At 70.0% G+C, this 24,418-nt stretch carries 21 protein-coding genes; 15 read left to right on the forward strand and 6 right to left on the reverse strand.

Annotation, left to right across the window (positions count from 1 at the left end):
- Positions 1–387 precede the first annotated feature (387 nt).
- The 8 genes from groL (ACTIGN_RS02940) (at position 388) to ACTIGN_RS02975 (ending at position 7,653) form a co-directional block, all read left to right on the forward strand.
- Entirely contained in the window at positions 388–2,136 is a 1,749-nt protein-coding gene (gene groL, locus ACTIGN_RS02940; protein WP_439621155.1) for a chaperonin GroEL, read from the forward strand.
- 169 nt (positions 2,137–2,305) lie between these two features.
- Positions 2,306–2,596 carry a co-chaperone GroES gene (locus ACTIGN_RS02945; RefSeq protein ID WP_439621195.1) on the forward strand — a complete coding sequence of 97 codons (291 nt, stop codon included), beginning with the start codon at positions 2,306–2,308 and terminating at the stop codon, positions 2,594–2,596.
- 121 nt (positions 2,597–2,717) lie between these two features.
- Positions 2,718–4,358 carry a chaperonin GroEL gene (gene groL / locus ACTIGN_RS02950; RefSeq protein ID WP_439621157.1) on the forward strand — a complete coding sequence of 547 codons (1,641 nt, stop codon included), beginning with the start codon at positions 2,718–2,720 and terminating at the stop codon, positions 4,356–4,358.
- A gap of 144 nt (positions 4,359–4,502) precedes the next feature.
- Positions 4,503–5,657, forward strand: a complete 1,155-nt coding sequence (dnaJ, locus tag ACTIGN_RS02955) for a molecular chaperone DnaJ (protein WP_439621159.1) — start codon at positions 4,503–4,505, stop codon at positions 5,655–5,657.
- A 52-nt stretch (positions 5,658–5,709) separates the two neighbouring features.
- On the forward strand, positions 5,710–6,246 hold the full coding sequence (locus ACTIGN_RS02960) for a nucleotide exchange factor GrpE (protein WP_439621161.1): 537 nt from the start codon (positions 5,710–5,712) through the stop codon (positions 6,244–6,246).
- A 23-nt stretch (positions 6,247–6,269) separates the two neighbouring features.
- Positions 6,270–6,614, forward strand: a complete 345-nt coding sequence (locus ACTIGN_RS02965; RefSeq protein WP_439621163.1) for an FmdB family zinc ribbon protein — start codon at positions 6,270–6,272, stop codon at positions 6,612–6,614.
- 54 nt (positions 6,615–6,668) lie between these two features.
- Entirely contained in the window at positions 6,669–6,851 is a 183-nt protein-coding gene (locus tag ACTIGN_RS02970) for a DNA gyrase inhibitor YacG (RefSeq protein ID WP_439621165.1), read from the forward strand.
- Between the two features lie 292 nt (positions 6,852–7,143).
- Positions 7,144–7,653, forward strand: a complete 510-nt coding sequence (locus ACTIGN_RS02975; protein WP_439621167.1) for an NYN domain-containing protein — start codon at positions 7,144–7,146, stop codon at positions 7,651–7,653.
- A gap of 54 nt (positions 7,654–7,707) precedes the next feature.
- On the opposite strand, the gene ACTIGN_RS02980 is transcribed toward ACTIGN_RS02975, so the two are convergent.
- Positions 7,708–9,171: a Gfo/Idh/MocA family protein gene (locus tag ACTIGN_RS02980; RefSeq protein ID WP_439621169.1), complete on the reverse strand. Its 1,464-nt coding sequence runs from the start codon at positions 9,169–9,171 to the stop codon at positions 7,708–7,710.
- Between the two features lie 271 nt (positions 9,172–9,442).
- Complete coding sequence (locus ACTIGN_RS02985) at positions 9,443–10,483, reverse strand: type II secretion system F family protein (protein WP_439621171.1); 1,041 nt, start codon at positions 10,481–10,483, stop codon at positions 9,443–9,445.
- A 128-nt stretch (positions 10,484–10,611) separates the two neighbouring features.
- Here ACTIGN_RS02985 and ACTIGN_RS02990 point away from each other — a divergent pair, with 128 nt between their 5' ends.
- From ACTIGN_RS02990 to ACTIGN_RS03005, 4 genes are all read left to right on the forward strand, one after another.
- Positions 10,612–10,989 (forward strand): DUF309 domain-containing protein, encoded by a 378-nt coding sequence (locus ACTIGN_RS02990; RefSeq protein ID WP_439621173.1) that lies wholly within the window; start codon positions 10,612–10,614, stop codon positions 10,987–10,989.
- On the forward strand, positions 10,986–11,660 hold the full coding sequence (locus ACTIGN_RS02995; protein WP_439621175.1) for an LON peptidase substrate-binding domain-containing protein: 675 nt from the start codon (positions 10,986–10,988) through the stop codon (positions 11,658–11,660). The genes ACTIGN_RS02990 and ACTIGN_RS02995 overlap by 4 nt, the downstream gene beginning before the upstream one ends.
- A 147-nt stretch (positions 11,661–11,807) precedes the next feature.
- Entirely contained in the window at positions 11,808–12,323 is a 516-nt protein-coding gene (tpx, locus tag ACTIGN_RS03000; RefSeq protein WP_439621177.1) for a thiol peroxidase, read from the forward strand.
- A 372-nt stretch (positions 12,324–12,695) separates the two neighbouring features.
- Complete coding sequence (locus ACTIGN_RS03005; protein WP_439621179.1) at positions 12,696–13,679, forward strand: hypothetical protein; 984 nt, start codon at positions 12,696–12,698, stop codon at positions 13,677–13,679.
- A 163-nt stretch (positions 13,680–13,842) separates the two neighbouring features.
- Here ACTIGN_RS03005 and rsmA read toward each other — a convergent pair whose 3' ends face one another.
- Positions 13,843–14,760, reverse strand: coding sequence for a 16S rRNA (adenine(1518)-N(6)/adenine(1519)-N(6))-dimethyltransferase RsmA (rsmA, locus tag ACTIGN_RS03010; protein ID WP_439621181.1), 918 nt, complete (start codon positions 14,758–14,760; stop codon positions 13,843–13,845).
- A 312-nt stretch (positions 14,761–15,072) separates the two neighbouring features.
- Positions 15,073–15,678, reverse strand: coding sequence for a riboflavin synthase (locus ACTIGN_RS03015; protein WP_439621183.1), 606 nt, complete (start codon positions 15,676–15,678; stop codon positions 15,073–15,075).
- An 83-nt stretch (positions 15,679–15,761) separates the two neighbouring features.
- Here ACTIGN_RS03015 and ACTIGN_RS03020 point away from each other — a divergent pair, with 83 nt between their 5' ends.
- Entirely contained in the window at positions 15,762–16,784 is a 1,023-nt protein-coding gene (locus ACTIGN_RS03020) for a Rieske 2Fe-2S domain-containing protein (RefSeq protein WP_439621185.1), read from the forward strand.
- A gap of 120 nt (positions 16,785–16,904) precedes the next feature.
- On the opposite strand, the gene ACTIGN_RS03025 is transcribed toward ACTIGN_RS03020, so the two are convergent.
- On the reverse strand, positions 16,905–20,252 hold the full coding sequence (locus ACTIGN_RS03025; protein ID WP_439621187.1) for a bifunctional [glutamate--ammonia ligase]-adenylyl-L-tyrosine phosphorylase/[glutamate--ammonia-ligase] adenylyltransferase: 3,348 nt from the start codon (positions 20,250–20,252) through the stop codon (positions 16,905–16,907).
- Positions 20,253–20,405: 153 nt separating this feature from the next.
- Here ACTIGN_RS03025 and ACTIGN_RS03030 point away from each other — a divergent pair, with 153 nt between their 5' ends.
- A complete protein-coding gene (locus tag ACTIGN_RS03030) occupies positions 20,406–22,358 on the forward strand; it encodes a protein kinase domain-containing protein (RefSeq protein WP_439621189.1) in 1,953 nt (650 codons plus the stop codon).
- Here ACTIGN_RS03030 and ACTIGN_RS03035 read toward each other — a convergent pair.
- A complete protein-coding gene (locus ACTIGN_RS03035; protein ID WP_439621191.1) occupies positions 22,348–22,860 on the reverse strand; it encodes a hypothetical protein in 513 nt (170 codons plus the stop codon). The two genes, ACTIGN_RS03030 and ACTIGN_RS03035, sit on opposite strands and share 11 nt — an antisense overlap.
- A gap of 253 nt (positions 22,861–23,113) precedes the next feature.
- On the opposite strand from ACTIGN_RS03035, the gene ACTIGN_RS03040 reads away from it, so the two are divergent.
- Positions 23,114–24,259: a M24 family metallopeptidase gene (locus ACTIGN_RS03040; RefSeq protein WP_439621193.1), complete on the forward strand. Its 1,146-nt coding sequence runs from the start codon at positions 23,114–23,116 to the stop codon at positions 24,257–24,259.
- Positions 24,260–24,418 lie beyond the last annotated feature (159 nt).

A 24,418-nucleotide genomic window follows, 5' to 3' on the forward strand; every position in this document is an offset into this window, starting at 1 on the left:
GAGGATTGGCGGCGTGTCGGAACGCGCCTGGGAGCGCGGCGAGCCGGGAGCGTCAGCGCCCGGAGTTCCTGGCGAACGCGCCACCTCCGGTCGCTGACGCTCCCGGCTCGCCGGGCAACTGGGTGTCTCGAATGCCACCGGGACGCTTCCCTCGCGCACGTTGAAGGCTTCGCGAACACTCGCGAGACGCGACGGAGCCTGCCATTTCGCGGCACGGCGTCTCGGCCGCCCCTGCCACATTGTCACGATCTGCACGTCAGCCACAAAAGTGCAATTCCGCAACTCTCGACCCAATCGCGACTAGCGACCGATAAAAATCGGGGCACGGGAGTTGCATCGGGGCCGTCCGATCCCCCGACCACCTGGGCGAATCGAAAGGATACCCTCATGGCTTCCAAGCAGATCTCCTACGCCGACGACGCCCGCCAGAAGCTCCTCAGCGGCGCGTCGAAGTTGGCCCGCGCCGTCCGGGCGACCCTCGGGCCGCGCGGCCGCAACGCGATCCTCGACAAGGGCTGGGGCAGCCCGACCATCACCAAGGACGGCGTCAGCGTCGCCGAGGACATCGAGCTGAAGGACCCGTTCGAGAACATGGGGGCCCAGCTCGTCAAGGAGGCCGCCAGCAAGACCTCCGACGTGGCCGGCGACGGCACCACCACCGCCACCGTGCTCGCCGAGTTCATCTTCCGCGAGGGGCTCAAGGCGGTCGCCGCCGGGGGCGACCCGATGGCCGTCACCCGCGGGATCCAGAAGGGCGTGGCCCTCGTCTCCGACGAGCTGCTCAAGATCGCCGAGCACATCGACCCGAAGGACTCGAAGAGCATCACCGAGGTCGCCACGATCGCGGCCAACAACGACAAGGAAATCGGCCAGAAGCTCGCCGAGGCGATGAAGAAGGTCGGCGCGAAGGACGGCGTCATCACCCTCGAAGAGGGCAAGACCGCCGAGACCGTCGTGAGCGTGGTCCAGGGCATGCAGTTCGACCGCGGGTACCTGTCCCCGCACTTCGTGAACAACGAGGCCGAGGTCACCTGCGAGTTCGAGAACCCGTACGTCCTGATCTTCGAGGAGAAGGTCAGCAACGTGAAGACCCTGATCCCGCTCCTGGAGTGGGCGCGGCAGCAGAAGGACCCGCTGGTCCTGATCGCCGAGGACTTCGAGGGCGAGGCGCTCGCCACCCTGGTGTACAACAAGCTCAAGGGCGTGCTCCGCGTGTGCGCGGTGAAGGCCCCGGGGTACGGCGACCGCCGCAAGGCCATGCTCGAGGACATCGCGGTCCTCACCGGCGGCAAGGCCGTGTTCAAGGACCTGGGGATCCAGCTCGACGCGGTCGCGCAGCCGACCCCGGACCAGATCAAGAAGGGCAAGTCGGCCGAGCCGGCGGTCGTCTCGATGCTCGGGCGGTGCAAGAAGATCCGCATCGACGCCGAGAACACGACCATCACCGAGGGCAAGGGCGACCAGAAGGACATCAACGGCCGGGCCGAGGCGATCCGCAAGGAGATCACCAAGACCGAGAGCGAGTACGACCGCGAGAAGCTCCAGGAGCGGCTCGCGAAGCTCGCCGGGGGCGTGGCGGTCATCAAGGTCGGCGGCGCGACCGAGACCGCCATGAAGGAGCGGAAGGCGCTGTACGACGACAGCCTGCACGCGACCCGTGCGGCGCTGGCCGAGGGGATCGTCCCCGGCGGCGGCGTGGCCCTGCTCACCGCCCGCAAGGTGCTCGAGAAGGAAATGAAGGGCGAGGGCGACGACGCGCACGGCCTGCGGGTGCTGTACAACGCCCTGGCCATGCCCGCCCGGATGATCGCCGAGAACGCCGGCGAGGACGGCACCGTCGTCGTCAACACGATCTCGAAGCAGAAGGACAAGAACTTCGGGTACAACGCCGACACCGGCGAGTACACCGACCTCCGCAAGGCCGGGGTCATCGACCCGGTGAAGGTCACCCGCAGCGCGCTCCAGAACGGCGCGAGCGTCGCCGCCCTGCTGCTCACCACCGAGTGCATGATCGCCGACATCCCCGAGCCCAAGGGCAAGGGCGACCACCACGACGACCACCACGGCGGCGGCATGGGCGGCATGGGCGGCATGGGCGGCATGGGCGGCATGCCCGGCATGGGCGGGATGATGTGATCCTTCGGCCGTCGGGAGTGGGTCGTTGTTTGTTGGGACCACGGGCCCTGGGCCGGTTCCCGCATGCGACCCCACTCCTTGTCCGCAACTGACAACAACCAACGAACAACACCCCTCAGACAATAAGGAGCCACCCGTGGCCAAGAAGACCGCCGCCGAGCCCGCCCAACTGACCCTCAAGCCGCTCGACGACCGCATCGTGGTCGAGCCGTCCGAGGCCGAGGAGAAGACCGCCGGCGGCATCCTGCTGCCGGACACCGCCAAGCAGAAGCCGCAGCAGGGCAAGGTCCTGTCCGTCGGCCCCGGCAAGCTCGGCGACGACGGCAACCGCCTGGCGCTGGCCGTGAAGGTCGGCGACACCGTCCTGTTCGGCAAGTACGCCGGGTCGGACGTCGAGGTGAACGGCCGGGACCTGAAGATCATCCGCGAGGGCGAGATCCTCGCCAAGCTGGCGAAGTAAGCCGCGTTTCGAGTTTCGAGTTGACCGCTTCGAGTTCCCGCCCCCGCCGCACGCGGGGGCGTGCGAGCCGGGCGCCTCGGAACTCAAACCCCTCAACTCGAAACACGAACCGGAGAGAACAATGGCGAAGCAACTGCTGTACACCGACGACGCGCGGAAGAAGCTCCTGGGCGGGGCCGAGAAGCTCGCCCGGGCCGTCGGCGTCACCCTCGGGCCGACCGGCCGCAACGTCATCATCGACAAGTCCTACGGCGGCCCGACCGTCACCAAGGACGGGGTCACGGTCTCCAAGGAGATCGACCTGGCCGACCCGTTCGAGAACATGGGCGCGAAGCTCGTCAACGCCGTCGCGCAGAAGACCAGCGACGTGGCCGGCGACGGCACCACCACCGCCACCGTGCTCGCCCTGGCCCTGTACCAGGAGGGGCTGCGGAACATCACGTCCGGGGCCAACCCGATGACCGTGAAGCGCGGCATCGACAAGGCCGTCGCCAAGGCCGTCGAGTTCATCGAGACGACCCTGACGAAGAAGCTCAGCAAGAAGGAGGAGATGGCCAACGTCGCCAGCATCTCCGCCAACAACGACCCGAAGATCGGGGAGCTGATGGCCAACGCCTTCGAGAAGGTCGGCAAGGACGGCGTCATCACCGTCGAGGAGGGCAAGACCTCCGACACCACGCTCGACTTCGTCGAGGGCATGCAGTTCGACAAGGGGTACATCTCCCCCTACTTCCCGTACGGCAACGCCGACATGAAGTGGGAGCACGAGAACGTCCTCGTCCTGCTCCTCGAGAAGAAGCTCTCGAACGTCCGCGAACTGCTCCCGGTGCTCGACAAGGTCGTGAAGGCCGCCCGGCCGCTGCTCATCGTCGCCGAGGACGTCGAGAGCGAGGCCCTGGCCGTGCTCGTCGTCAACCGGCTCAAGCAGCTCCTCGAGGTCTGCGCCGTCAAGTCGCCCGGGTTCGGCGACCGCCGCAAGGCGATGATGGAGGACATCGCGGTGCTGACCGGGGGCACGTTCGTCAGCGAGGACCGCGGGATCAAGCTGGAGAACGTCGGCCTCGAGATGCTCGGCACCGCCGACCAGGTGGTCGTTGACAAGGAGAACACCACGATCGTCGTGGACGCCGACAAGAACAAGGAGCGGAAGGCCGCGATCATGGCCCGGGTGCAGACGATCCGCACCCAGATGGACCAGACCGAGAGCGAGTACGACAAGGAGAAGTTCTCCGAGCGGCTCGCGAAGCTCGTCGGCGGCGTCGCGATCGTGAAGGTCGGGGCCGCGACCGAGGCCGAGATGAAGCAGACCAAGGGCCGGGTCGAGGACGCGCTGCACGCGACCCGCGCCGCGGTCGCCGAGGGCATCGTCCCGGGCGGCGGCACGGCGCTGCTGCGGTGCGTGCCGGTGATCGAGGCCCTCGCCGAGAAGCTCAAGGGCGACGAGCGGATCGGGGCCGAGATCGTGGCCCGCGCGCTCTCCAAGCCGATCCGCCAGATCGCCGAGAACTGCGGCAAGGACGGGGCCGTGATTGCCGACGAGGTGACCGCCCAGGGCGAGAAGAACCCGAACATCGGGTACGACGCCAACAACGACAAGTACGTCGACATGCTCAAGGCCGGCATCATCGACCCGCTCCGCGTCACCCGCAGCGCCCTGACCAACGCCGCGAGCATCGCCGGGCTGATGCTCACGACCGAGGTCATGGTGACCAAGATCGACGAGGACGACAAGAAGTCGAAGGTGTCCGGGTCGGTGGCCTGATCCCGAGAAGGGCAGAGGACAGAGAACAGAGGGCAGGAAAGCACGGACAGGGCCGGAGGAGTGCCGACTGGCGTGCCCTCCGGCCCTCGCCTTTGGTATTCTGACTTCTGGCCTCTGTCCTCTGTCCTCTGATCTCTGAAACAAATGGCGAAGCGCGACTACTACGAGGTCCTCGGCGTCACCCGCACCGCCACGGACGTCGAGATCACCAAGGCGTACCGCGGCCTCGCCAAGAAGTACCACCCGGACCAGAACCCGGGCGACGAGGAGGTCGTCGCCAAGTACCACGAGGTCAGCGAGGCCTACGAGGTGCTCAAGGACGCGACCCGCAAGCAGATCTACGACCGGTACGGGCACGAGGGGCTCGCGCAAACGGCCGGCGGGGGCGGCGGCGGGGCCGGCGTGGACCTGAGCGACCTGCTCGGGCAGGTGTTCGGCGACTTCCTCGGGGGCGGGGGCGGCCGCCGCAGGGGCCGCGGGCCGCGCCGCGGCGAGGACATCGAGGACGTCCTCGACGTCGACCTGCTGGAGGCCGCGACCGGGGTCAAGAAGACGATCGCGATCCGGTACGAGGCGAACTGCAAGGAGTGCGGCGGGAGCGGCGCGAAGCCGGGCACCCAGCCGGCGCAGTGCAAGCGGTGCAAGGGGAGCGGCGCGGAGTACGTCTCGGCCGGCGGGCTGTTCTCGTTCCCCCAGGCGTGCCGCGGGTGCGGGGGCCGCGGCTCGATCAACCCGGACCCGTGCAAGGCGTGCCGCGGCGCGGGCCGGACCGAGGCCCGCGAGTCCCTCGACCTGAACGTGCCCCCGGGGGTCGACACCCGGGTGCGGCTGAGCGTCCCGGGGCACGGGCACGAGGGCGCGCCGGGCGCGCCCCGCGGGAACCTCGAACTCGTGATCCGCGTCCGCGAGCACAAGGTGTTCGAGCGGGACGGGCACAACCTGATCTGCCAGTTCCCGGTCTCGTTCGCCCGCGCGGCCCTCGGCGGGCCGGTGGAACTGGCGACGCTGACCGGCCAGAAGGTCTCCATCGACGTGCCGCGGGGGGCGCAGACGCACACGACCGTGCTCCGCGTCGCCGGGCACGGGATGCCCGACCTCGACGACCCCCGCCGCAAGGGCGACCTGCTGGTCATCCTCGTGGTGGAGACGCCGACGTCACTGTCGGCCGAACAGGAGCAGTTGCTCCGCCGCCTCGCGGACCTCGACGGCACCCCGCCGCCGACCCCCCGCAAGGGGTTCTTCGGGAAACTGAAGGATCTCATCAGCGGCGACGGCCCTCCAACGGAACAGAAGAAGTAGCCGCCCGCCCGTCCCGACGGGCGGGCTGTCGTGGCTTGGAGTAGACCAACTGATGTCCGACACACCGAACGAAGTCCCCGCCGACGCCCCGAAGGTCGAGGCCCCGAAGGCGGACGCGCCCGAGGTCGACGGCGTCCGCGCCCGGCTCGACGCGGCCGAGCAGCAGCTCGCGAACTACAAGCTCGTCGTGGCCGACTACGAGAACGCCCGCAAGCGCACGGCCCGCGACGCCGAGACCGCGAAGAAGTACGCGTGCGAGTCGTTCGCCCGCGACCTGCTCGGCGCGCTCGACAACCTCGACCGCGCCCTCGGCGCGGCGAAGGCGGCCGGCGACACCGGCCCGCTCGCGACGGGGGTCTCCGCGACCGCCGACCAGTTCCTCGCGGCGCTCCGGCGGCACGGCGTCACCCGCATCGAGTGCGGCCCCGGCACCACGTTCGACACGAACCTCCACCAGGCGGTGATGGAGCAGCCGAGCCCCGACCACGCCCCCGGGCAGGTCGTCCAGGTGCTCCAGCACGGGTTCCTGCTCCACGACCGCGTCCTGCGCCCGACGAGCGTGATCGTCGCCGCCGCCCCGACCGCGTGACTCCCACACCCCGGTGCTCAACGATGCCGACGTACGACTACGAGTGCAGCGCCTGCGGCCACCGGTTCGACGAGCTCCAGTCGTTCAACGACCCGCTGCTGACCAAGTGCCCGAAGTGCAAGAAGAACAAGCTCGAGCGGCTGTTCGGCGGCGGCGGCGCGATCATCTTCAAGGGCGGCGGGTTCTACGAGACCGACTACCGCCGCGCCGGGGAGAAGGCCGACGCGGGCGACGCGAAGCCCGAGACCAAGGCCGACACGAAGGCGGACGCGGCCCCGGCGGCCCCGGCGGCTCCCGCGTCGCCCCCGCCCCCACCCGCCCCGGCCCCCAAGGCCGAAGGTGGCGGTGGCAGCAAGAAGACCAAGTGAGGCGGTCGTGCGGGACGTGGCGAGAAATCCCGAAGTCCGGGGCGGGGCGGGCCGATGAATAGGGTACAGTGCTCGATCTGCGGTGCGGCGATGCCGGGGAACCGGCAGGACTACCCCGACTACCCGTTCTGCTCCCGGCGGTGCCGCTTGGCCGACCTGGGGCGGTGGTTCGGCGAAGAGTACCGCGTACCCGACGCCGCGCCCCCGGACCTCTCGACGCCCCCCGATGACGAGTGACACCCCGGTGTCACTTCCGCTCGCCAGACGGCCGTTCCTCCGGCCGATTTCCGATAGTTGAAGGCCCGGCCGTCGCGACGGCCGGGCCTTCGCGTTTCCCGGCCGCCGCGGGTACAATCGACGGGAGGGCAACCGGTGCGGGCCGGTCTCTCGGTGGGTCACTCGCTCCGCGGGTGACACCAAGCGCACTCCGGTCGCCACCGGGAACCTCTGGAGCGCCGGGGAGCGACTCGCGGAGCGAGTCGCCTACTGTGCGGCACGCGGCGTGTGCCAGATACTCCCGGGGCCGGTCGTGACCTACCTCATCGACGGGTACAACCTGATGCACGCCGTCGGGATGCTCGGCACCGGCACGCGCCCGAACGGGCTCGAAGCGGCCCGCACCCGGTTCCTCGACTGGCTCGCGGCCGCGGCCGGGAAGCGCCCCGGGCGGCTGCGGGTGGTGTTCGACGCCGAGAAGGCACCGGGCCGGTCGCCCGAGGCGAGCTACCGCGGGGTGTGGGTGCGGTTCGCGTTCCGCCGCACGGCCGACGACGAGATCGAGGAGCTGGTCGCGGTCGAGAAGCGGCCGGCGGCCGTGACCGTGGTGTCGAACGACCTGCGGGTCCGCGACGCGGGCCGGCACCGCGGGTGCGAGGTGCTCGCGTGCGAGGGGTTCGTGGACTGGCTGATCGCGAAGCCGGCGGCCGCGGCCCCGCCCGCCGCGGAGGAGCCGAAGCCGCTGCCCGAGCCGACGCCCGACGAGATGGCCGCGTGGCTCGCGGCGTTCACCAGGCCGCCGAAAAGCGAACCGCCGGCGTGAGCCGGCGGGTGCCTCAACCCGCCGGCCCACGCCGGCGGTTCGACCGGCCGCTTCTCAGGCAATTTCCTTCAGCTCGAAGCCCTTGCGGTACTCGCGGAACAGCATCGCGTTGGCCCTGTCGAGCAGCGGCTTGTCGGTGCCGACGAACTGCTCGGTCTTCGGGTCCATGGTGAGGAGCGGGCCGAACTTGCCGACGGTCTTCTCGGTGTCGATCTTGTTCGCCTTGAGGTGGTCGAGCATCCGCGCGGCGAACTCGTTGACCGCCTTGTGGTCGCTGACGGCCGCGACCTTGCCGACCGGCTGCTCGGTGCCGAGCCGGTAGCTGATGTTCGCGAGGTGGCACAGCGCCGCGGAGAGGTGCCCCTCGGCGACGTCGCAGTTCAGGTCCTCGACCTTGCGGCTGCGGACGGCCTTCACGAAATTGTCGAAGTGGTGCTGGTCGCCGCCGCCGCTGAACTTGGCGACCTCCTTGCCGTCCTTGTCGTAGGCGACGCCGCCGGCGTAGTTCGGGCACGCCACGTACCCCTCGGGGCCGACCCAGATGTTGCCGACCTTCACGCTCTTGTAGGCGTCGGTCGTGAGGCCGCGGACCTCGGAGACCATCTTCTCGGCGCCGTAGTCGAACACCGACAGTTGGGTGTTGGCCGTCTCGCCGTCGTCAACGTACCCGAACCGGCCGCCGACCGAGAACACGGTGTTCGGCATCGTGTTCTTGCCGAGGCCCCAGCGGGCCTTGTCCATCTCGTGGACCCCCTGGTTGCCGAGGTCGCCGTTGCCGTACGCCCAGATCCAGTGCCAGTCGTAGTGGATCTTCGAGCGGTTCACGGCCGCGAGCGGGGCCGGGCCGGACCACAGGTCGTAGTCCATGCTGGCCGGCGGGGCGGTCGGCTTCTCGACCTTGCCGATGCTCCCGCGGGGCTTGAAGCACAGGCTGATGGCGAGGTCGGCCTTGCCGATCTTGCCGCCTCGGACGTACTCGATGGCCTGCTGCATGCCCGGGTTGCTGCGGCTCTGGGTGCCGACCTGGCAGATCCGCTTGTACTTGCGGGCGGCGGCGACCATGATCGCCCCCTCGTGGACGTTGTGCGTGGCCGGCTTCTCGCAGTACACGTCCTTGCCGTTCTCCATGGCCCACACCGCCATCAGCGCGTGCCAGTGGTTCGGCGTGGCGATCGAGACGACGTCGATGTCCTTGTCCTCGACGACCTTCCGGATGTCCTTGACGTAGGTCGGGGCCTTGCCCTGCTTGCCCTCGATGGCCTTCATCGCGCTGCCGATCACGGCCTCGTCGCAGTCGCAGACCGTGGTGATCTCGCAGTTGTTCTTGCCGAGGAACCCGCCGACGTGGGCCATGCCGCGGCCGCGGACGCCGACGACGGCGACCCGCAACTTGTCGGTCTGCGCGCGGGCGGCGACCGGCTTGGTCTCGGCCAGTGCGGCCCCGGAGCCGAGCGACGCGGCGGCGGCCGAGAGGATGGCGGTCCGTTCGAGGAACTCGCGGCGGTTGAAGAGGGACATCGGGCAGCACTCCGGCGGACGATAGGGGGGAGAAAGGTGGCGGCAGCGTGGCGAACGTCCCGCCAGTTTACTCGCACCCCGACCGGAGGGTCAAATCATTCGAGCGGAATTGGCGAGCGTCGGCGCGTTCCCGGCTCCGGGTGATCCGTATGTGTTCTGTAGCCGGCCTCTGTGAGGCCGGGCGTCTGGAAGTCCCCAGGCACCGGCCTCACAGAGGCCGGCTACAGAGATCAACCAAGATGACTTGGTCTCGCTCCTTGCTCTCTCCCGGTCACCGGGCCGCGTCGTCGAGCGCGCCGATGTAGATGCCGGCGATCTTGAAGATCGCGAAGATGATCCCGAGCGCCACCGCACCGTAGATGAGGTAGCCGGTGAACTCGGCGGCGGTCTTTAGCTTCCGCTCGGCGTCCTCGCGGTACCGGACCGTCATCCGCTCCATCACCTCCGACATGTTCCCGGTCTCCTCGCCCATGCGGATCGTCTCGTGGAACTCCTCGGGGAACGGCGCGCCGGACGCCTCCAGCGCCTCGCCGATCTCGTTCCCCTTCTTCACCACGGCGACGGCCCGCTCCTCGCCCCGCAGGAACGCCGCGTTGCACGTCGCCCGGAAGCAGTACCGCATCGTCTTCTCGGCCCGGAGCCCGGCCTCGGTACACATCCGCAGCGCGACCGCGAACCGCTGCACCGCGAACGCCCGCGCCGCCGGCCCCCACGCCGGCACCACCAGCATCATGCCCTCCAGCTTCGCGCGCCACGCGACGTTGTTCTTCGCGAGGTTCACCAGCCCGATGATGCCGCCCAGCAGCCCGTACCCGATGACGAGGATCATCACCGCCCCGAACGTGCCGGTGAACCCGGTGCCGAGCGGGTCGGTGGTCGCGGCCTTCCCGGTCTGCGCCAGGAACCCCAGGACCCAGGTGAGTGCGGCGACGATGAACACCGCGGCACAGTACTGGATGAGCGGGTACGCCATCCGGGCGCGGAAGTTCCGCTGCACGGTCAGGGCCGACTCGAAGTAGTCCTGCAACTCGGCGAACGTGTCCTCGAGGCGGCCGGTCTGCTCGCCGACGGCGACGAGTTCGAGGAACAGCGGCGGGAACCGGTTCCGGTACGGCTCCAGCGCGTCCTCGAGCGAGTCGCCGCCCTCCAGCTTCGCGGCGACGTCCCTGGCGACCTCCCGCAGCGGCCGCGGGCCGGACTTCCCCTGGAGCTTGAAGACCCGCACCGGGCTGAGCCCCGCCGCGAGGCTGTGCCGCAGGGTCTGGCACCAGGTGACGAGGGCGGCGAGCGGGAACTGGCGTGAGGCAAACATCGGGTGGTCGGTGGTTCGGGAGTGGTTCGCGGTCCGCGGGCCGGTACCCAGTTGACGCTTCCGGCCCGCTGTGATCTCTTCAAGGATACCCACCCGTGGGGCGGAACGCATGAAACCCGGGGCGCAAAATGCCGAACTCCGACGACCCCGACCCCCGGTTCCTCGCGGGCGTCCGCCTGTTCAACGCCGGGGAGTTCTTCGACGCGCACGAGGTGTGGGAGGAGCTGTGGCGGGACTGCCCGGCGGCGGACCGGCGGTTCGTCCAGGCGTTGATTCAGGCGGCCGTCGCGGTCTATCACTTGAGCAGAGGGAATTTCGCCGGCGCGGCCCGGCTGTTCGGCTCCGGCCGCCGGTACGCGGACCCGTACCGGCCCACCCACATGGGGCTCGACATCGACCGCTTCTGGCACACCATGGAATCGCACCTCGCACCGGCCCTCACCGGCGGCGCGAGCGGCCCGCGCCCGGCGATCACCCTTTCACCCGATCCGGCGGGCCCCGCATGACCACCGACCCGCTCCCCCCCGACTTCGACGGCACCGTGCGGCTGTTCCCGCTGCCGACGCTCGTGATGTTCCCCGGCGTCGTGCAGGGGCTCCACATCTTCGAGCCGCGGTACCGGCAGATGACCGCCGACGCCCTGGCCACCGACCAGCTCATCGCGATGGTCCTCCTGCGGCCCGGCTGGGAGGAGGGGTACGACGGCGCGCCGGCGATCGAGCCCGTGGCGTGCGTGGGCCGGATCGCGTGGAGCGAGCACCTCGACGACGGGCGGTACAACCTGCGGCTCCGCGGCCTGTGCCGGGTCCGCGTCCTCGACGAGGTCGCCACGGACCGCCTGTACCGCACGGCGCGCGTCGGCCGGGTCGTCGAGTCGGCCCCGACCGACCTGGACGAGTTGCGGGCGCTGCGGCGGGGCCTCGCGGAGGTGGTGCTGCCGCGGTTCGAGGGGAACGCCGCGGCCCACAAGCAGGTGGGGGAGCTGTTCGCCGGCGAGACCCCGCTCGGCCAGGTGTGCGACCTGCTGTCCTACGCGATGCCGCTGGACCTGGCCGTGAAGCAGGCGCTGCTGGCCGAGCCCGACGCCGGCCGCCGGGCGGCCGCGATCACCCAGGCGCTGCGGCCGTTCGCCAACGTCGGGACCCGCGGGTTCCCCCCGAAGTTCAGCCCGAACTGAGGGCCGGAGTCGGGAATCCGGGGGCCGGGGTCCGTTGTCGGCACACTCGTCACGACGTAGACCAAACCGCACGGGTTCGGCGAGCGGCGGACGTCCGACTCCCGACCCCGGACTCCCGACCTCCCCACCGACATTCGGAGACGCACCATGGGCCGCACCGTCACGTTCAAGGGCAACGCCGTCAACCTCGCCGGTTCTGAACTCAAGGCGGGCGACACCGCCCCCGACTTCACCGGCCTGAAGGGGCTCGACAAGGTGTCGCTGGCCGACACCCCGGCGAAGGCGCGGCTGTTCAGCGTCGTCCCGTCGCTCGACACCGGCGTGTGCAGCATGCAGACCAAGAAGTTCGACGAGGGGCTCAAGGCGCTGGGCGACTCGGTCGCGGCGTACACGGTGAGCCTCGACCTGCCGTTCGCGCAGGGCCGGTTCTGCACCGCCGAGGCCATCTCGACGTTCAAGACCGTGTCGGACGTCCACGACCACTCGTTCGGGAAGAACTGGGGCGTGCTGATCGAGAGCGGGCTGCCGCTCAAGCTCCTGGCCCGGTCCGTGTTCGTGGTCGACAAGGCCGGCAAGGTGACCTACGCCGAGTACGTGCCCGAGGTGACCAGCCACCCGAACTACGACGCCGCCCTGGCGGCGCTGGCGGCCGCGGCGAAGTGACTTTGGAGTGTTGAAGAGTGTTGTTGTGTTGAGAGTGTTGAGTGCCGGGCGTCTGCTGGCCTACGCCATCGACAGAGCCCAGCCGCAGTCACAACACAACGACACTCCAAACACTCTTCAACACTCCCTGTTCGTCACATCCTTTTTACAATTCAAACCCCCGGCCCCGTAAACCGCCCAGATTGACCGAAACTTGGCGAAGCACCGCCGAATGTGCAAACCTTGACGACTGTGACGCGCGAAACCGGTCGGTTCGGTTGCGCCGACCCCCGAAAACGATAGGGGAGACATCCGCAGCGAATTACTCTACTTGGGTGAGCCCTCTGGGCGGCCCCATCCCGGGGCATCGCGACCCCACGGAGACGGACACCCATGCCGAACACCTTCAGACTCCTCGCCCTTGCCCTCGCCGGTGCCCTCGGCACCGGGGGCTCCGCGTCCGCCGCCTGGGACAACGTGTTCCAGGTGTGCTGCCACGACTGCGGCGGGGGCCAGACCCGGTCCAGCTACTCGGCCCCGCAGGCGTGCCCGCAGGCCTGCCCCCAGCCGTGCCCGCAGCCCGAGATGCGGATCAGCTACGTCCAGCGGTGCTACTACCAGCCGGTCACCGAGTACGTTCAGAAGAGCTACTACGAGCCGGTGAAGAAGAACGTGACCAGCTACTACTACGAGCCGGTCACCGAGTACAAGTACAGCACCTACTACGACCCGTGCACCGGGTGCCCGCAGAAGGTCTGCACCCCGACGACCGCGTACAAGCTCCGGAGCCAGTGCAACTCGGTGACGAGCTACGTCATGCGGACCTGCACCGTGCCGGTCACGTCGCTCAAGCCGGTGACGTACCAGCAACCGGTGGTGAGCTACTACTACCCGCCGCCGGGCGGGGCGGCCGCGGCGGCCCCGGCCCCGGCCCCGGGGTACATTCCGCCGGCCGGCGGCCCGTCGGTGGACGAGCTGCGGTCGAACCAGCCGAGCGTGCAGCCCGGCGGGGCGTCGGACATGATCGTCCCGCAGCAGCTCCCGACGTCGCCGCAGTCGTACCCGAAGCCGAGCCCGAACGTGCGGCTCCGGCCCGAGAAGACCGTGAGCCGTAGCAGCGTGGTGACGGTCCGCGGCGAGGTGACGATGCCGGACCAGATGACCCCGCGGGCCAACGCCAAGCTCGTGTTCATGAACGCCGACAAGCCGGAGCAGAAGGAGTACGTGAACGCGAACGCCTACGGCGAGTTCGACGTGCAACTGCCGGCCGGAAAGTGGTTCATGTACGTCGGCGGCGAGGGCGGCAAGGCGACGTACCACAAGCAGCTGAGCCTCGGCGAGCGCGACACCTACGACTACAAGGTCGTGTCCCGCTGACAGTGGCCACTGGCCAGTGGTGAGTGGTCAGTGGTCAGTGGTCAGTGGTCAGTGAAAACAGGAAGACCGGAGGAGTGGCCGCGTGCCGCACCTCCGGTCTTCGTCTTTACTGTCCACTGTCCACTGTCCACTGACCACTGTCCACTGACCACTGGCCGCTTCCTCACCCGAACGCCGCGCACAGCCGCAGGTGCTGTTCGATGTCGAGCGCCTCGGACCGCACCGTCGGGTCGATGCCGAGTTCGGCGAGCTTCGCGTCGACCTCGGCCTTGTCCCTGCGGCCCTGCGGCCAGCCCGAGAGGGCCGCCCGCAGGTTCTTCCGCCGGTGGACGTACAGGTCCCGCAGGAACGTCCGGAACTTCTTCACGTCGCCGACCTTCGCGCGCTTCTCGGGGTTCGGCTTGATGAGCACCACCGCCGAGTCCACCTTCGGCCGCGGGTGGAAGTTCACCGGCAGCACCTTCCGCACCACCTCCACGTCGGCCACCGCCTGGACCAGCACGCTCAGCGCGTTGTAGTCCTTCGTGCCGGGGACCGCGCGCATCCGCTCGGCGATCTCCCACTGCACCATGATGACCATCCGCTCGATGTCGTCGCGGGTGATGAGCAGGTTGCTCACGAGCGGCGTGGCGATCGAGTACGGCAGGTTGGCGACGAGCTTGCGGCGGGTGCAGTGCCGGGCCGCGGCGATCTCGTCCCACGCGGTGAGCATGTCCGGGTTGAGCGTGTTCTTGCTCTCCAGGCAGTCGCCGAACACGAACCGGACGTTGTGCCGCTCGCCGACGACGTCGCGGGCCACGGGGGCGAGCGTCGAGTCGATCTCGACCGTGCAGACCGCCCCGGCCCACGTCGCGAGCTGGGCCGTGAGCGACCCGGTGCCGGTGCCGACCTCCAGCACCGCGTCGGCCTGCCCGAGGTCGGCCGTGCGGACGATGAGTTCGAGCAGGTTCAGGTCGATGAGGAAGTTCTGGCCGAGCTTGCTCTTGGCCTGGAGCCCGTGCGCGTCGAACAGCCCGCGGAGGTACGAGAGCGTCTGGCGCGGCGACGGGAGGGGCGGCTGGTCAGGGGTTGCGGGTGCCATGTGCGGGTGCGGCTTCCGTTGGTGTGGGCTCAAGTGCTGCGGGCTTCTGCTGAACGCGGTTCGGGGTCTCGCTGCAACAGGTTCCCGGGCACCCGTTCACGCAGCCGAGCAGGGCGACGAGGACGATCGGTCGCACTTCCACTCCTCCGGGGGCGCGGGTCGCGCCCGCGGGATACCGCCGGGGAGGGTCCGGAGCAAGGCACGCTCGACTCGTGATGCCCCTGCGGGGTTTTGGCGAGCGGGGGGCGTAAGCCCCCCGAGTGCGGGTGAATCGTGATCCCTCGGGGGGCTCACGCCCCCCGCTCGCCGTGGTCAAATCGTGATGGTCATGCCCTGCACGAGCTTCCGCACGTGCTTGGCGATCAGGTCGAACTCCAGGTTCACCTTGGCGCCGGGCGGCTTCGGGCCGAGCGTCGTGTGGTCGCGGGTGTGCGGGATCAGCATCACGCTGAACCGGTCCGGCGTCACGTCCACGACCGTCAGGCTCACGCCGTCGACGGCCACCGACCCCTTCTGCACGAGGAGTTCAGTAAATCCGGTCGGAACCGAGAACCAGACCGTGAGCCACTCTCCGGCGGGTTGTTTTTCAAGAATCGTGCCGGTCGTGTCGATGTGACCGGTAACGAAGTGCCCGCCGAGTGCGTCGCCGACGCGGAGCGCGCGTTCGAGGTTGACCGGGTCGCCAAGGGCGAGGCCGCCGAGGACCGTCTTGGCGAGCGTCTCCGGGCCGGCCTGGAACGCGAACGTGGCGGCGTCGTGGGCGACGACCGTCAGGCACGTGCCGTTCACGGCGACGCTCTCGCCGAGTTCGAGCTTCGGGGCGAGCGCGGGCTCGCGGACCACGAGCGTGCGGCCGCCGTGGGCGTCGTTTTCCACGGTCTCGACCGTGCCGCGGGTCTGGACCAGCCCTGTGAACATGGGTAATTCGGGGAACGCTCGGTGCGGTGGGTCGTTGGGACACTCACACGACCCAAACAGCCATCATAGCAGGTGAGGCGACAATGGGGATGTTAGATCACTGGCAACCGGTCGCCCGCTCGGGCGACCTCGGCCGCAAGCCCCTGGCGGCCGTCGTCGCGGGGACCCAGGTCGCGGTGTTCCGCACCGCGTCCGGGAAGCTCGGGGCGGTCGCCGACGCGTGCCCGCACCGCCGCCTCAAGCTGAGCGCCGGCGAGGTCGTGGGCGAGAAGCTCCAGTGCCGGTACCACGGGTGGACGTTCGACGCCTGCGGCGAGGGCGAGAGCCCCGGCGCGCCGAAGATGCACACCTGCACCACGAGCTACGACGTCCGCGAGGAGCACGGCCTCGTGTGGATGAAGACCCGCCAGAGCGCCCCGCAGTTCCCGACCCTCGACCTCGACGGGTTCGTCCACATCGGCACGCTGGTCCACGACGCGCCGGCCCCGCTCGAACTCACGATGGACAACTTCAACGAGATCGAGCACAGCGGCACGGTCCACAAGAACTTCGGGTACGACCTCGACAAGATGCACGAGGTGAAGGTCGGGTTCGAGAGCACCGACGACAGCCTCACGGTGAGCAACGTCGGCCCGACGAAGACGCTCCCGTTCCTCGACCGCCTGTTCATCGGGGTGAAGCCGGGCGACCTGTTCCACGACCGGTGGACGACGTGGTTCTCGCCGCTGCACTCGCGGTTCGACCACTGGTGGACGAGCGGCGACGGCTCGCAGGAGCGGAAGGTGCGGTGGCGGGTGTACCTGTTCTACGTCCCGGTGACGGAAACCTCGACGCGGGTGTACTCGATGCTGTACGCCAAGTCGCGGTGGTGGCCCCAGCCGAACGGCGGCCTGCGGCTGGTGCGGCGGTACATCCGCAACCAGACCGCCGCGGAGATCGACGCCGACATCGACATGCTCCAGTACCTCGCCGACTACGAGCCCGGCCTCGCGGGGCTGAAGCTGAGCCGGTTCGACAAGTCGCTCGGGCTCACCCGCGAGCGCATCCAGCGGGTCTACCGCGGCGAGAGCGGCGGCAACCGCTTCGGCCTGCGGCTCGCGGGGTGAGCCGACACAAAGTAGGCGACTCGCTCCGCGGGTCGCGCCCCGGCGCACCAGAGGTTACCGGGGCGGTCCGGAGCGCGGCCGGTGTCACTCGCGGAGCGAGTGACCTACCGTTGACGACGCCTACCCCCGCTCGCGGGCGGTGATCGCGGCGTAGAGGGTGCGCACGTCGGCGGTGACCCCCTTCCACCCGGCCAGGAACTTCGCCGGCGACTCGAACCCGAGGCGGTGCGCCAGCTTCGCGAGGTCGCCGGGGGTCTCGGGCACCTCGGTCAGCGGCCGGTCGGTCACGACCCGCAGCCGGGCCTCGACCAGCCGCAGGAACGAGTACCCGGCCCGCAGCCCCGCCGCGTCGGCGGCCGGCAGCACCCCCGCGGCCTCCAGCGCGTCGAGCGCGTCCCACACGTTCGGCTCCAGCACCGCCGGGTGTTCGCTGCCGTACTTGAGCTGAAGAAGTTGGACCACGAACTCGACGTCCACGATGCCGCCGGGGCCGCGCTTCAGGCTCCGGGCGTTCGCGGTCGCCTCCAGCTTCTGCCGCATCCCGCGGATCTCGTCGGCCAGCTCCGGGCTCCACCCCTTGCCGAGCATCGCCCCGCGGATCGCGTCCCGCACCTCTTCCGCGAACCCCGCGTCCCCGCGGACCACGCGGGCGCGTGAGAGCGACTGCCGCTCCCACAGCATGCACGCCTTGCCGCTGAAGTACCGCTGGAACTCGGCGAGCGGCAGCACGAGGTTGCCGGACTTGCCCGTCGGCCGGAGCCGCATGTCCACCGCGTACAGCCGGCCCATCGGCCCCATGCGGGACGCGGTGCGGATGATCTTCTGCGCCAGCTCGGTGAAGAACTGCGCGTTCGACTCGCCCGCGTCGGTGGTGCCGTCGGCCTCGTACACGAGGAGCAGGTCGAGGTCGCTGTGGTAGCTGATCTCGCGGCCCCCGAGCTTCCCCAGGCCGAGCAGCGCGTAGCGACAGTGCGGGGTGCGGAAATCGGAGTGCGGAATTGACGACGAAGACGGTGTGGCGGAGGCACTTGGGGCGGCCGGGTTGTCGTTCCGCACTCCGCGTTCCGCACCCCGCACGACAGGATTTCCCCACCGCGCCCGCACCTCGGGCTCGACGAGTTCGACCACCTGGTTCAGCACCGTGTCGGCCACGTCGGAGAGCGCCCGCGTGGTCTCGCGGACGTCCACCTTGCCGAGCAGGTCGCCGACGCCGACCCGCAGGAACTCCTTGTCCTGGAAGCTGTGGAGGATCGGGTCCGGGTCGCTCGCGCCGCGGCACAGTTCGGCGAGCTCGGCCCGCAGCTCGTCGGCCGGCCGCGGCTGGTCGAGGACGAGGCTGTCGAGCAACTCGTCGATCATGCCGGGGTTGTTGATGAGCAGGCCCGAGAGGAACGGGCTCCCCGCGCACAGGTCGACGTAGAGCCGCAGGCTCGGCGGGTTCGAGCTGAACAGCTCCCACAGCACCGCCTTCGCGCCGAGCGAGACCGAGACGCGCTCGAGTTGCGTGAGCGCCTCGTCGGGGTCGGGGGTCTCGGCGACGGCCCGGAGCAGTTGCGGGGCGATGCTCGCGAGGAAGTGCCGGCACCGCCGGGCCGAGAGGAACGGCACCGACTCGCGGGCCAGCTGCGACAGGTTGCTGAACGCCTTCTGCACGTCCTGGAACGGGTACCGGCCGAGGACCGCGCGGACGGTCGCCTCGTCCGGGTCCGGGTCGAGGATCAGGTCGGCCTCGGGCTCCTCCATCGTGCCCGCGTCGGCGAACGTCTGGTGCAGCAGGTGGTTCAGGATGATCCGGTCCTGGTCCGTCTTGTCGGCCAGGTCCTTGATGAACCGGTCGAGCGGGTCCGTGAGCCGGTCGCGGGTGTCGGGCGCCGGCGGGGCCGACTCGTACTCGTCGAGGGGCGACCTTCTTTGGGGGGACAGGGGCCGGGAGTCTGGGGCCGGGAGTCCGGAGTCGGGAGCCGGTTCGGCGGGCGACCCGGCCTCGCCGGACGGCACCCCTGGGGCTCCGCTTCCGGACTCCGGACCCCGGGCTCCCGACCCCCGACCAGCGGTGTACCCCATCCGCAGCGCGAGCTTCCGCAGCTCCTCGGGGGACGACGGCAGCTTGTGCGTGTGCAGGTCGAACAGCAGTTGGAGCCGGTGCTCGGTCTTGCGGAGGAACCGGTAGGCGTCCGACAGGATGTACGTCTCCTGCGGGGTCAGGCACCCGGCGATCTCGAGCGACTCGAGGGCCAGGAGCGTGTTCCGCTGCCGCACGGCCGGGAGGTCCCCGCCGTTGAGCAGTTGGAGGAACTGGACCGTGTACTCGATGTCGCGGATGCCGCCCCGGCCGGTCTTCACGTCGCCCGGGATCGTGTGGTTCGCGGGCTCCAGGGCCGACGCGCGGCCGGCCCGCTGCTCCATCTGCCGCTTCAGCGCCTTGACCTCGTTGATCTCGGCGAAGCTGAAGTACTTGCGGTACACGAACGGCTCGACCCCGCGGAGGAACTCGCGGGCCAGCGGCGCGTGCCCGGCGACGTGCCGGAGCTTGATGAGCGCCTGCCGCTCCCAGGTGCGGCCCATCGTGTCGTAGTAGCTGAGCGTGCTCGCGGCGCTGCGGGCGAGGGGGCCGCGGTTCCCCTCGGGCCGGAGCCGCAGGTCCACGCGGTACGCGAACCCGCGGTCCGTGGCCGTGTGGAGCAGCCGCACCACCTCCTGCACCACGCGGGTGAAGAACTCGGCGTTCGACACCCCGGTGCGGCGGCCCACCGTCTCGCCGTCGTGGTCGTAGACGAACATCAGGTCGATGTCGCTGGAGTAGTTCAGCTCGTCGCCGCCGAGCTTGCCGAACGCCAGCCCGCTGATCTCGGCCGGCACGTTCCCGGGGCCGGTGGGGGTGCCGAACCGCGCGCCGACGGTCCTCAGCGCGTGCTGGAGCGCGACCTCGATCGCGGCGTCGGCGGCCCGCGCGAGTTCCCGGGTCACCTCCTCGAGCGGCCGGTCGCGGATCACGTCGTTGATGCCGATCCGGAGCATGTGCCGGTTGCGGAACCGGCGGAACGCGCGGAGCACGGCCGGGTCGTCGGAGCACGCGGTCACCTCGTCGCGGAGCTCGACCGTCAGCTCGGTGGTGGACGGGCTCCGCCGGGGCGCGGCCCGGACCGAGTCGAGGAACTCGGGGTACGTGGCGAGCGTGTCGGCGAAGAACTGCGACGTGGCGAGCAGCTGGAGGGCCGCGTCGAGCCCGCGGGCGCGGGACTCCAGCAGGTGCGGCACCTGGTGCCGGGCGGCCGGCTGCGCGAGGAGCCGCTCCAGGTTGTTCAGGGCCATGTCCGGGTCGGCGGTCCGTTGCAGGAGCCGGGCCACTGAGCCGATCAGGTCGGCGTACCCCTTCGGCCCCAGGTGCCCGGCGAGGGCCGCGAGGTTCCGCTTGCCCCGGTCGGCGTCGCGAACGGTCTTCAGGACGGCTTCGTCGTGCGCGGTCATGGCGTCATCATAGCCGAACGCGGGGGCCGGAACTTCGCTCTTACCGCGGTCCCGCGTCCGCGGTATCCTGTATCGCACGTCACGGAACTTTTCCGACGAGGCGGCGGGCCGAAGGGGCCGCCGGAAGCCGTCGCGCGTGCGGCAGGGGTCCCAATGGCAACGGAGCAGTGGACGCTGAACCTGGGCGACCCGCCGCGGGGCGAGCGCGCGGCGCCCGACCCGGTGTTCGGCCCCCCGCAGCCGGACGGCTCGCTCGGGCAGGTCGCGCACTACAAGGTGCTGAAGCGGCTCGGGGTGGGCGGGATGGGGGCCGTGTACCTCGCCCGGGACGAGGGGCTCCAGCGCCGCGTCGCGCTCAAGGTGATGCTCCCCGCGGCGGCCCGGGACGCGACCGCCAAGGAGCGGTTCCTCCGCGAGGCCCGCACCGCCGCCGCGATCAAGCACGACAACGTCGTGACCATCTACCAGGTGGGCGAGGACCGGGGCGTCCCGTACATCGCGATGGAGTTCCTCGCCGGCGCGCCGCTCGACCGGTTCCTCGCCCGCCAGGGCCGGCTGACGGTGGACCAGGTGCTCCGGGTCGGGACCGAGACCGCCGAGGGGCTCGCCGCGGCCCACGCGCTGGGGCTCGTCCACCGCGACATCAAGCCCGCCAACATCTGGCTCGAAGCGCCCCGCGGCCGGGTCAAGATCCTCGACTTCGGCATCGCCCGGCAGGTCGACGAGAAGGCCGGGCTCGGGCTCACCGGGGCCGGCACCGTCGTCGGCACCCCGGGGTACATGTCGCCCGAGCAGGCCCGGGGCAAGGACCTCGACGCCCGGTCCGACCTGTTCAGCCTCGGCGTCGTGCTCTACCAACTCGCGACCGGCCACCAGCCGTTCGCCGGCGACAGCGTCATGGCGCTGCTCACGGCCCTCGCGGTGGACGACCCGGCCCCGGTCCGCGGGGCCAACCCGGACGTGCCCCCGGCGCTGGAGGCGCTCGTCCACCGGCTCCTGGCGAAGAGGCCCGACCACCGGCCCGCGTCGGCCCAGGCGGTCGCCGACGAGATCCGCGCGATCGCGCTCGGCCCGGCCCACTACGCGGCCCAGCAGACGGTCCCGCAGGTCATCTACGTTCCGATCGCGGTGGCCCCACAGGACCTGTCCACGACCCAGTTCGCGGAACTCGGCGAGCCGACGGAGGTGCTGACCGAGCGGCGGCCCCGGCTCGCGCCGCAGCGGGCCGACAAGACGCTGTGGGTCATCGCCGGGGCCGTCGCGGGCCTGGCCGTGCTGATCGCCGTGGGGGTCGCGGCGTCGCTGAGCACGCCGAGCCGGCCGGTCGACGACGGGGCCGCGGCCCCGCCGGCCCCGGTCGCGCCCCGGCCCCGGCCCCAGCCGCCGAAGGTCGCCGAGCCGCCGAAGGTCGCCGAGCCGCCCCCGGCCCGCCCGACGCAACTGTCCAAGGACGACCTCAACCGCATCGTCTCGAAGTACCTGATGGGCCACCTGTTCGGCGAGGCGGCGACGGACGAGGAGCGGGCGGTCATCAACCGGGTCGGGTTCGACTTCTTCGCGACCGACGTCCTCGACGACAAGGGGTTCGAGAAGCTGAGCCGGATGCCCCTGGCCCCGTTCTCCACGCGGAGCGTCGAGGTCCGCCGGCCGGCGCAACTCGGCGCGCCGGGCGTGTCGGACGCGGGCCTCGCCCACCTCCCGAACTTCGCCAAGCTGGAGCGGCTCCTGCTCCCGCGGTCGGACGTCACCGACGCGGGGGCCGCCCTCGCCGCGGCGGTCCCCAAGCTCCACACGCTCGACCTGAGCGGCACCCGGATCACCGACAAGGCAGGGGCCGCGTTCGGGGACGTGAAGGCGCTGATCTACCTGAACGTGGCGAACACCAAGTTCGGGGACGAGGGCGTCGGGGCGCTCGCCGGGCTCCCGGAACTGGCCGACCTGACCCTCGACGGCACCCCGGTGACCGACGCGGCCCTGGAGGCGCTCCAGAAGTGCCCGAAGCTGAAGGTGCTGTCGGTCAAGGGGACCGCGGTGACGGCCGTTGGGGTGAAGGCACTCGAAGAGGCCCTCCCCGAATTGAAGGTGACCAGCGACCTCAAGCCGTGACGCCCGGGGCGCCCTTGAGCACCGCGGACCGGGCCGCCCGGACCCGCGCCGCGAACGCCTCCGGGTTCCGGACCCCGTTGAGGCGGACGCTCCGGCCCCCGCCCCGCAGCACCACGACCCCCACGCCGAGCCGCCGGACCAGCCACCCCCCGCCGACCGACACGGCCCCGAGGTCCGCCACGGGCAGCGGCGGGACCGGGCGGAACGCCGGGCCGAAGTCCACGAACACGGCCCGGTCCGTGAGCCGGTACGTGTACGCCACCGTGCGGTACAGGAACACCAGCACCAGCGCCGGCCACACCCCCCACGCGACGGCGAACGTCGCCCACCCGCCGATCTCGGCGGCGAACACGGTCACGCCGTCCAGGTACCACTGCCCGGTCCACACGAGGAGCGACAGGCACGCGGCGACCGCGACGAGCGGGGCCAGCGCCAGCGGGTGGTACCCGGTCCACAGCCGGTCCACGGCGGCGGGGTCCGTCGAGAGGTCCAGGTCCGTCATACGGTCCCCGCGTGATAGAAGAATGTGTTGCGAGCCGTTCCCGCGCTAAGGTTCAAGCGGTAATGGGAATTCGGTGATGATTCCCTCTGGGCGATATCAACAAATCTTGCTTTGTGTCTTCACGCTCAACTAAAGTAGGGGTACACTCAACTTGGGCCGGTGAGTTTTCCCACTCTCCTCACAGAATTAGCCACCCGATTATTCGCAACCGAATAATATTTCGCCCCGTAACTCAATTCAGGTGCCCGTCCGAATGAATTATCTCCTCCAGCGCCGGCAGACTCTCGTCCAGAATCTGAAGAAGACCGCGGCCGAGGCGTTCCTGGTGACCAACCCGGTCAACGTGACGTACCTCACCAACTTCACCGGCGACTCGAGCTTCTACTTCGGGAGCGCCAAGCACAACATTGTTATTAGCGACACCCGGTTCGAGGAACAGATCAAGGAGGAGTGCGTCGGGCTCGACGCGCACATTCGGAACCACAACAAGACGACGTACGAGGCCGCCGCCGAGGTGCTGAACAAGGCCGGGGTGAAGTCGGTGGCCGTCGAGGAGGACGGGCTCACCCTCGGGGAGCTGGAGCAGCTCAAGGCGCTGGCCCCGAAGGTGACGTTCGTGCCGGTCGGGGGGGCGGTCGAGCGGCAGCGGACCGTCAAGGACCCGGCCGAGATCGACCGGATCCGCGACGCGGTGCGGGTGGCCGAGCGGGCGTTCCGCATGTTCATCGCCACGGTCCGCGAGAGCGACTCCGAGAAGGAGATGGTGGACTCGCTGGAGGCGTACATCCGCCGGGCCGGGGCCAAGGGCTCGTCGTTCCCGCCGATCGTGGCCGTGGGCGAGCGGGGCGCACTGCCCCACGCCCCGCCGACGGCCAAGCTGCTGGGCGACGGCACCAAGCTCCTGATCGACTGGGGCGCGGACATGCTCTACAAGTCGGACATGACCCGCACCCTCAAGAGCCCGTTCGGCACCTCCCCGACCCGGCGAAACAAGTTCGAGCGGGTCGGGATCAAGTTCGACGAGGTGTACGAGATCGTCCTCCAGGCGCAGAACGCGGCCCTGGCCGCCATCCGCCCGGGGGTGAAGGCCAAGGACGTGGACGCGGCCGCCCGCAAGGTGTTCGCCTCGGCGAAGCTGAAGGACGCGACCGACCTGAAGCTGGCCGACCACTTCACCCACGGGCTGGGCCACGGCATCGGCCTGGAGGTCCACGAGTCCCCGCGGATCCGCGCCAACTCCGAGGACACGCTCGAGGCCGGCATGGTCGTCACCATCGAGCCGGGCATCTACATCCCCGGGTGGGGCGGGGTCCGCATCGAGGACGACGTCCTGGTCACCCCGGGCGGCCCGAGCCTGCTGACCAACCTGTCCCGCGAGGCGGCGTCCCTCGAGGGGTGAGCCCGCATCCAGTTGATTCCGCACCGTAGCCGGCGCTGCGAGGCCGGGCTGATGTGTTATAGAACGCTGCTGAGATACGCAGGAAGCGGCTGGCGGGCCGCCACGGAGGGCGGCCCCTACCAGACATCGGCTCTTGGTTCGTAGGGGCCGCCCTCCGTG

Source organism: Gemmata sp., assembly GCF_051859125.1.
Taxonomy (GTDB): domain Bacteria; phylum Planctomycetota; class Planctomycetia; order Gemmatales; family Gemmataceae; genus Gemmata.

Excerpts from the sequence above, each read along its gene's own strand:
- groL (WP_439621155.1), top strand. The coding sequence starts at position 388 with ATGGCTTCCAAGCAGATCTCCTACGCCGACGACGCCCGCCAGAAGCTC.
- groL (WP_439621157.1), top strand. The coding sequence starts at position 2,718 with ATGGCGAAGCAACTGCTGTACACCGACGACGCGCGGAAGAAGCTCCTG.
- dnaJ (WP_439621159.1), top strand. The coding sequence starts at position 4,503 with ATGGCGAAGCGCGACTACTACGAGGTCCTCGGCGTCACCCGCACCGCC.
- ACTIGN_RS02960 (WP_439621161.1), top strand. The coding sequence starts at position 5,710 with ATGTCCGACACACCGAACGAAGTCCCCGCCGACGCCCCGAAGGTCGAG.
- ACTIGN_RS02965 (WP_439621163.1), top strand. The coding sequence starts at position 6,270 with ATGCCGACGTACGACTACGAGTGCAGCGCCTGCGGCCACCGGTTCGAC.
- ACTIGN_RS02970 (WP_439621165.1), top strand. The coding sequence starts at position 6,669 with ATGAATAGGGTACAGTGCTCGATCTGCGGTGCGGCGATGCCGGGGAAC.
- ACTIGN_RS02980 (WP_439621169.1), bottom strand. The coding sequence starts at position 9,171 with ATGTCCCTCTTCAACCGCCGCGAGTTCCTCGAACGGACCGCCATCCTC.
- ACTIGN_RS02985 (WP_439621171.1), bottom strand. The coding sequence starts at position 10,483 with ATGTTTGCCTCACGCCAGTTCCCGCTCGCCGCCCTCGTCACCTGGTGC.
- ACTIGN_RS02990 (WP_439621173.1), top strand. The coding sequence starts at position 10,612 with ATGCCGAACTCCGACGACCCCGACCCCCGGTTCCTCGCGGGCGTCCGC.
- ACTIGN_RS02995 (WP_439621175.1), top strand. The coding sequence starts at position 10,986 with ATGACCACCGACCCGCTCCCCCCCGACTTCGACGGCACCGTGCGGCTG.
- tpx (WP_439621177.1), top strand. The coding sequence starts at position 11,808 with ATGGGCCGCACCGTCACGTTCAAGGGCAACGCCGTCAACCTCGCCGGT.
- ACTIGN_RS03005 (WP_439621179.1), top strand. The coding sequence starts at position 12,696 with ATGCCGAACACCTTCAGACTCCTCGCCCTTGCCCTCGCCGGTGCCCTC.
- rsmA (WP_439621181.1), bottom strand. The coding sequence starts at position 14,760 with ATGGCACCCGCAACCCCTGACCAGCCGCCCCTCCCGTCGCCGCGCCAG.
- ACTIGN_RS03015 (WP_439621183.1), bottom strand. The coding sequence starts at position 15,678 with ATGTTCACAGGGCTGGTCCAGACCCGCGGCACGGTCGAGACCGTGGAA.
- ACTIGN_RS03020 (WP_439621185.1), top strand. The coding sequence starts at position 15,762 with ATGGGGATGTTAGATCACTGGCAACCGGTCGCCCGCTCGGGCGACCTC.
- ACTIGN_RS03025 (WP_439621187.1), bottom strand. The coding sequence starts at position 20,252 with ATGACCGCGCACGACGAAGCCGTCCTGAAGACCGTTCGCGACGCCGAC.
- ACTIGN_RS03030 (WP_439621189.1), top strand. The coding sequence starts at position 20,406 with ATGGCAACGGAGCAGTGGACGCTGAACCTGGGCGACCCGCCGCGGGGC.
- ACTIGN_RS03035 (WP_439621191.1), bottom strand. The coding sequence starts at position 22,860 with ATGACGGACCTGGACCTCTCGACGGACCCCGCCGCCGTGGACCGGCTG.
- ACTIGN_RS03040 (WP_439621193.1), top strand. The coding sequence starts at position 23,114 with ATGAATTATCTCCTCCAGCGCCGGCAGACTCTCGTCCAGAATCTGAAG.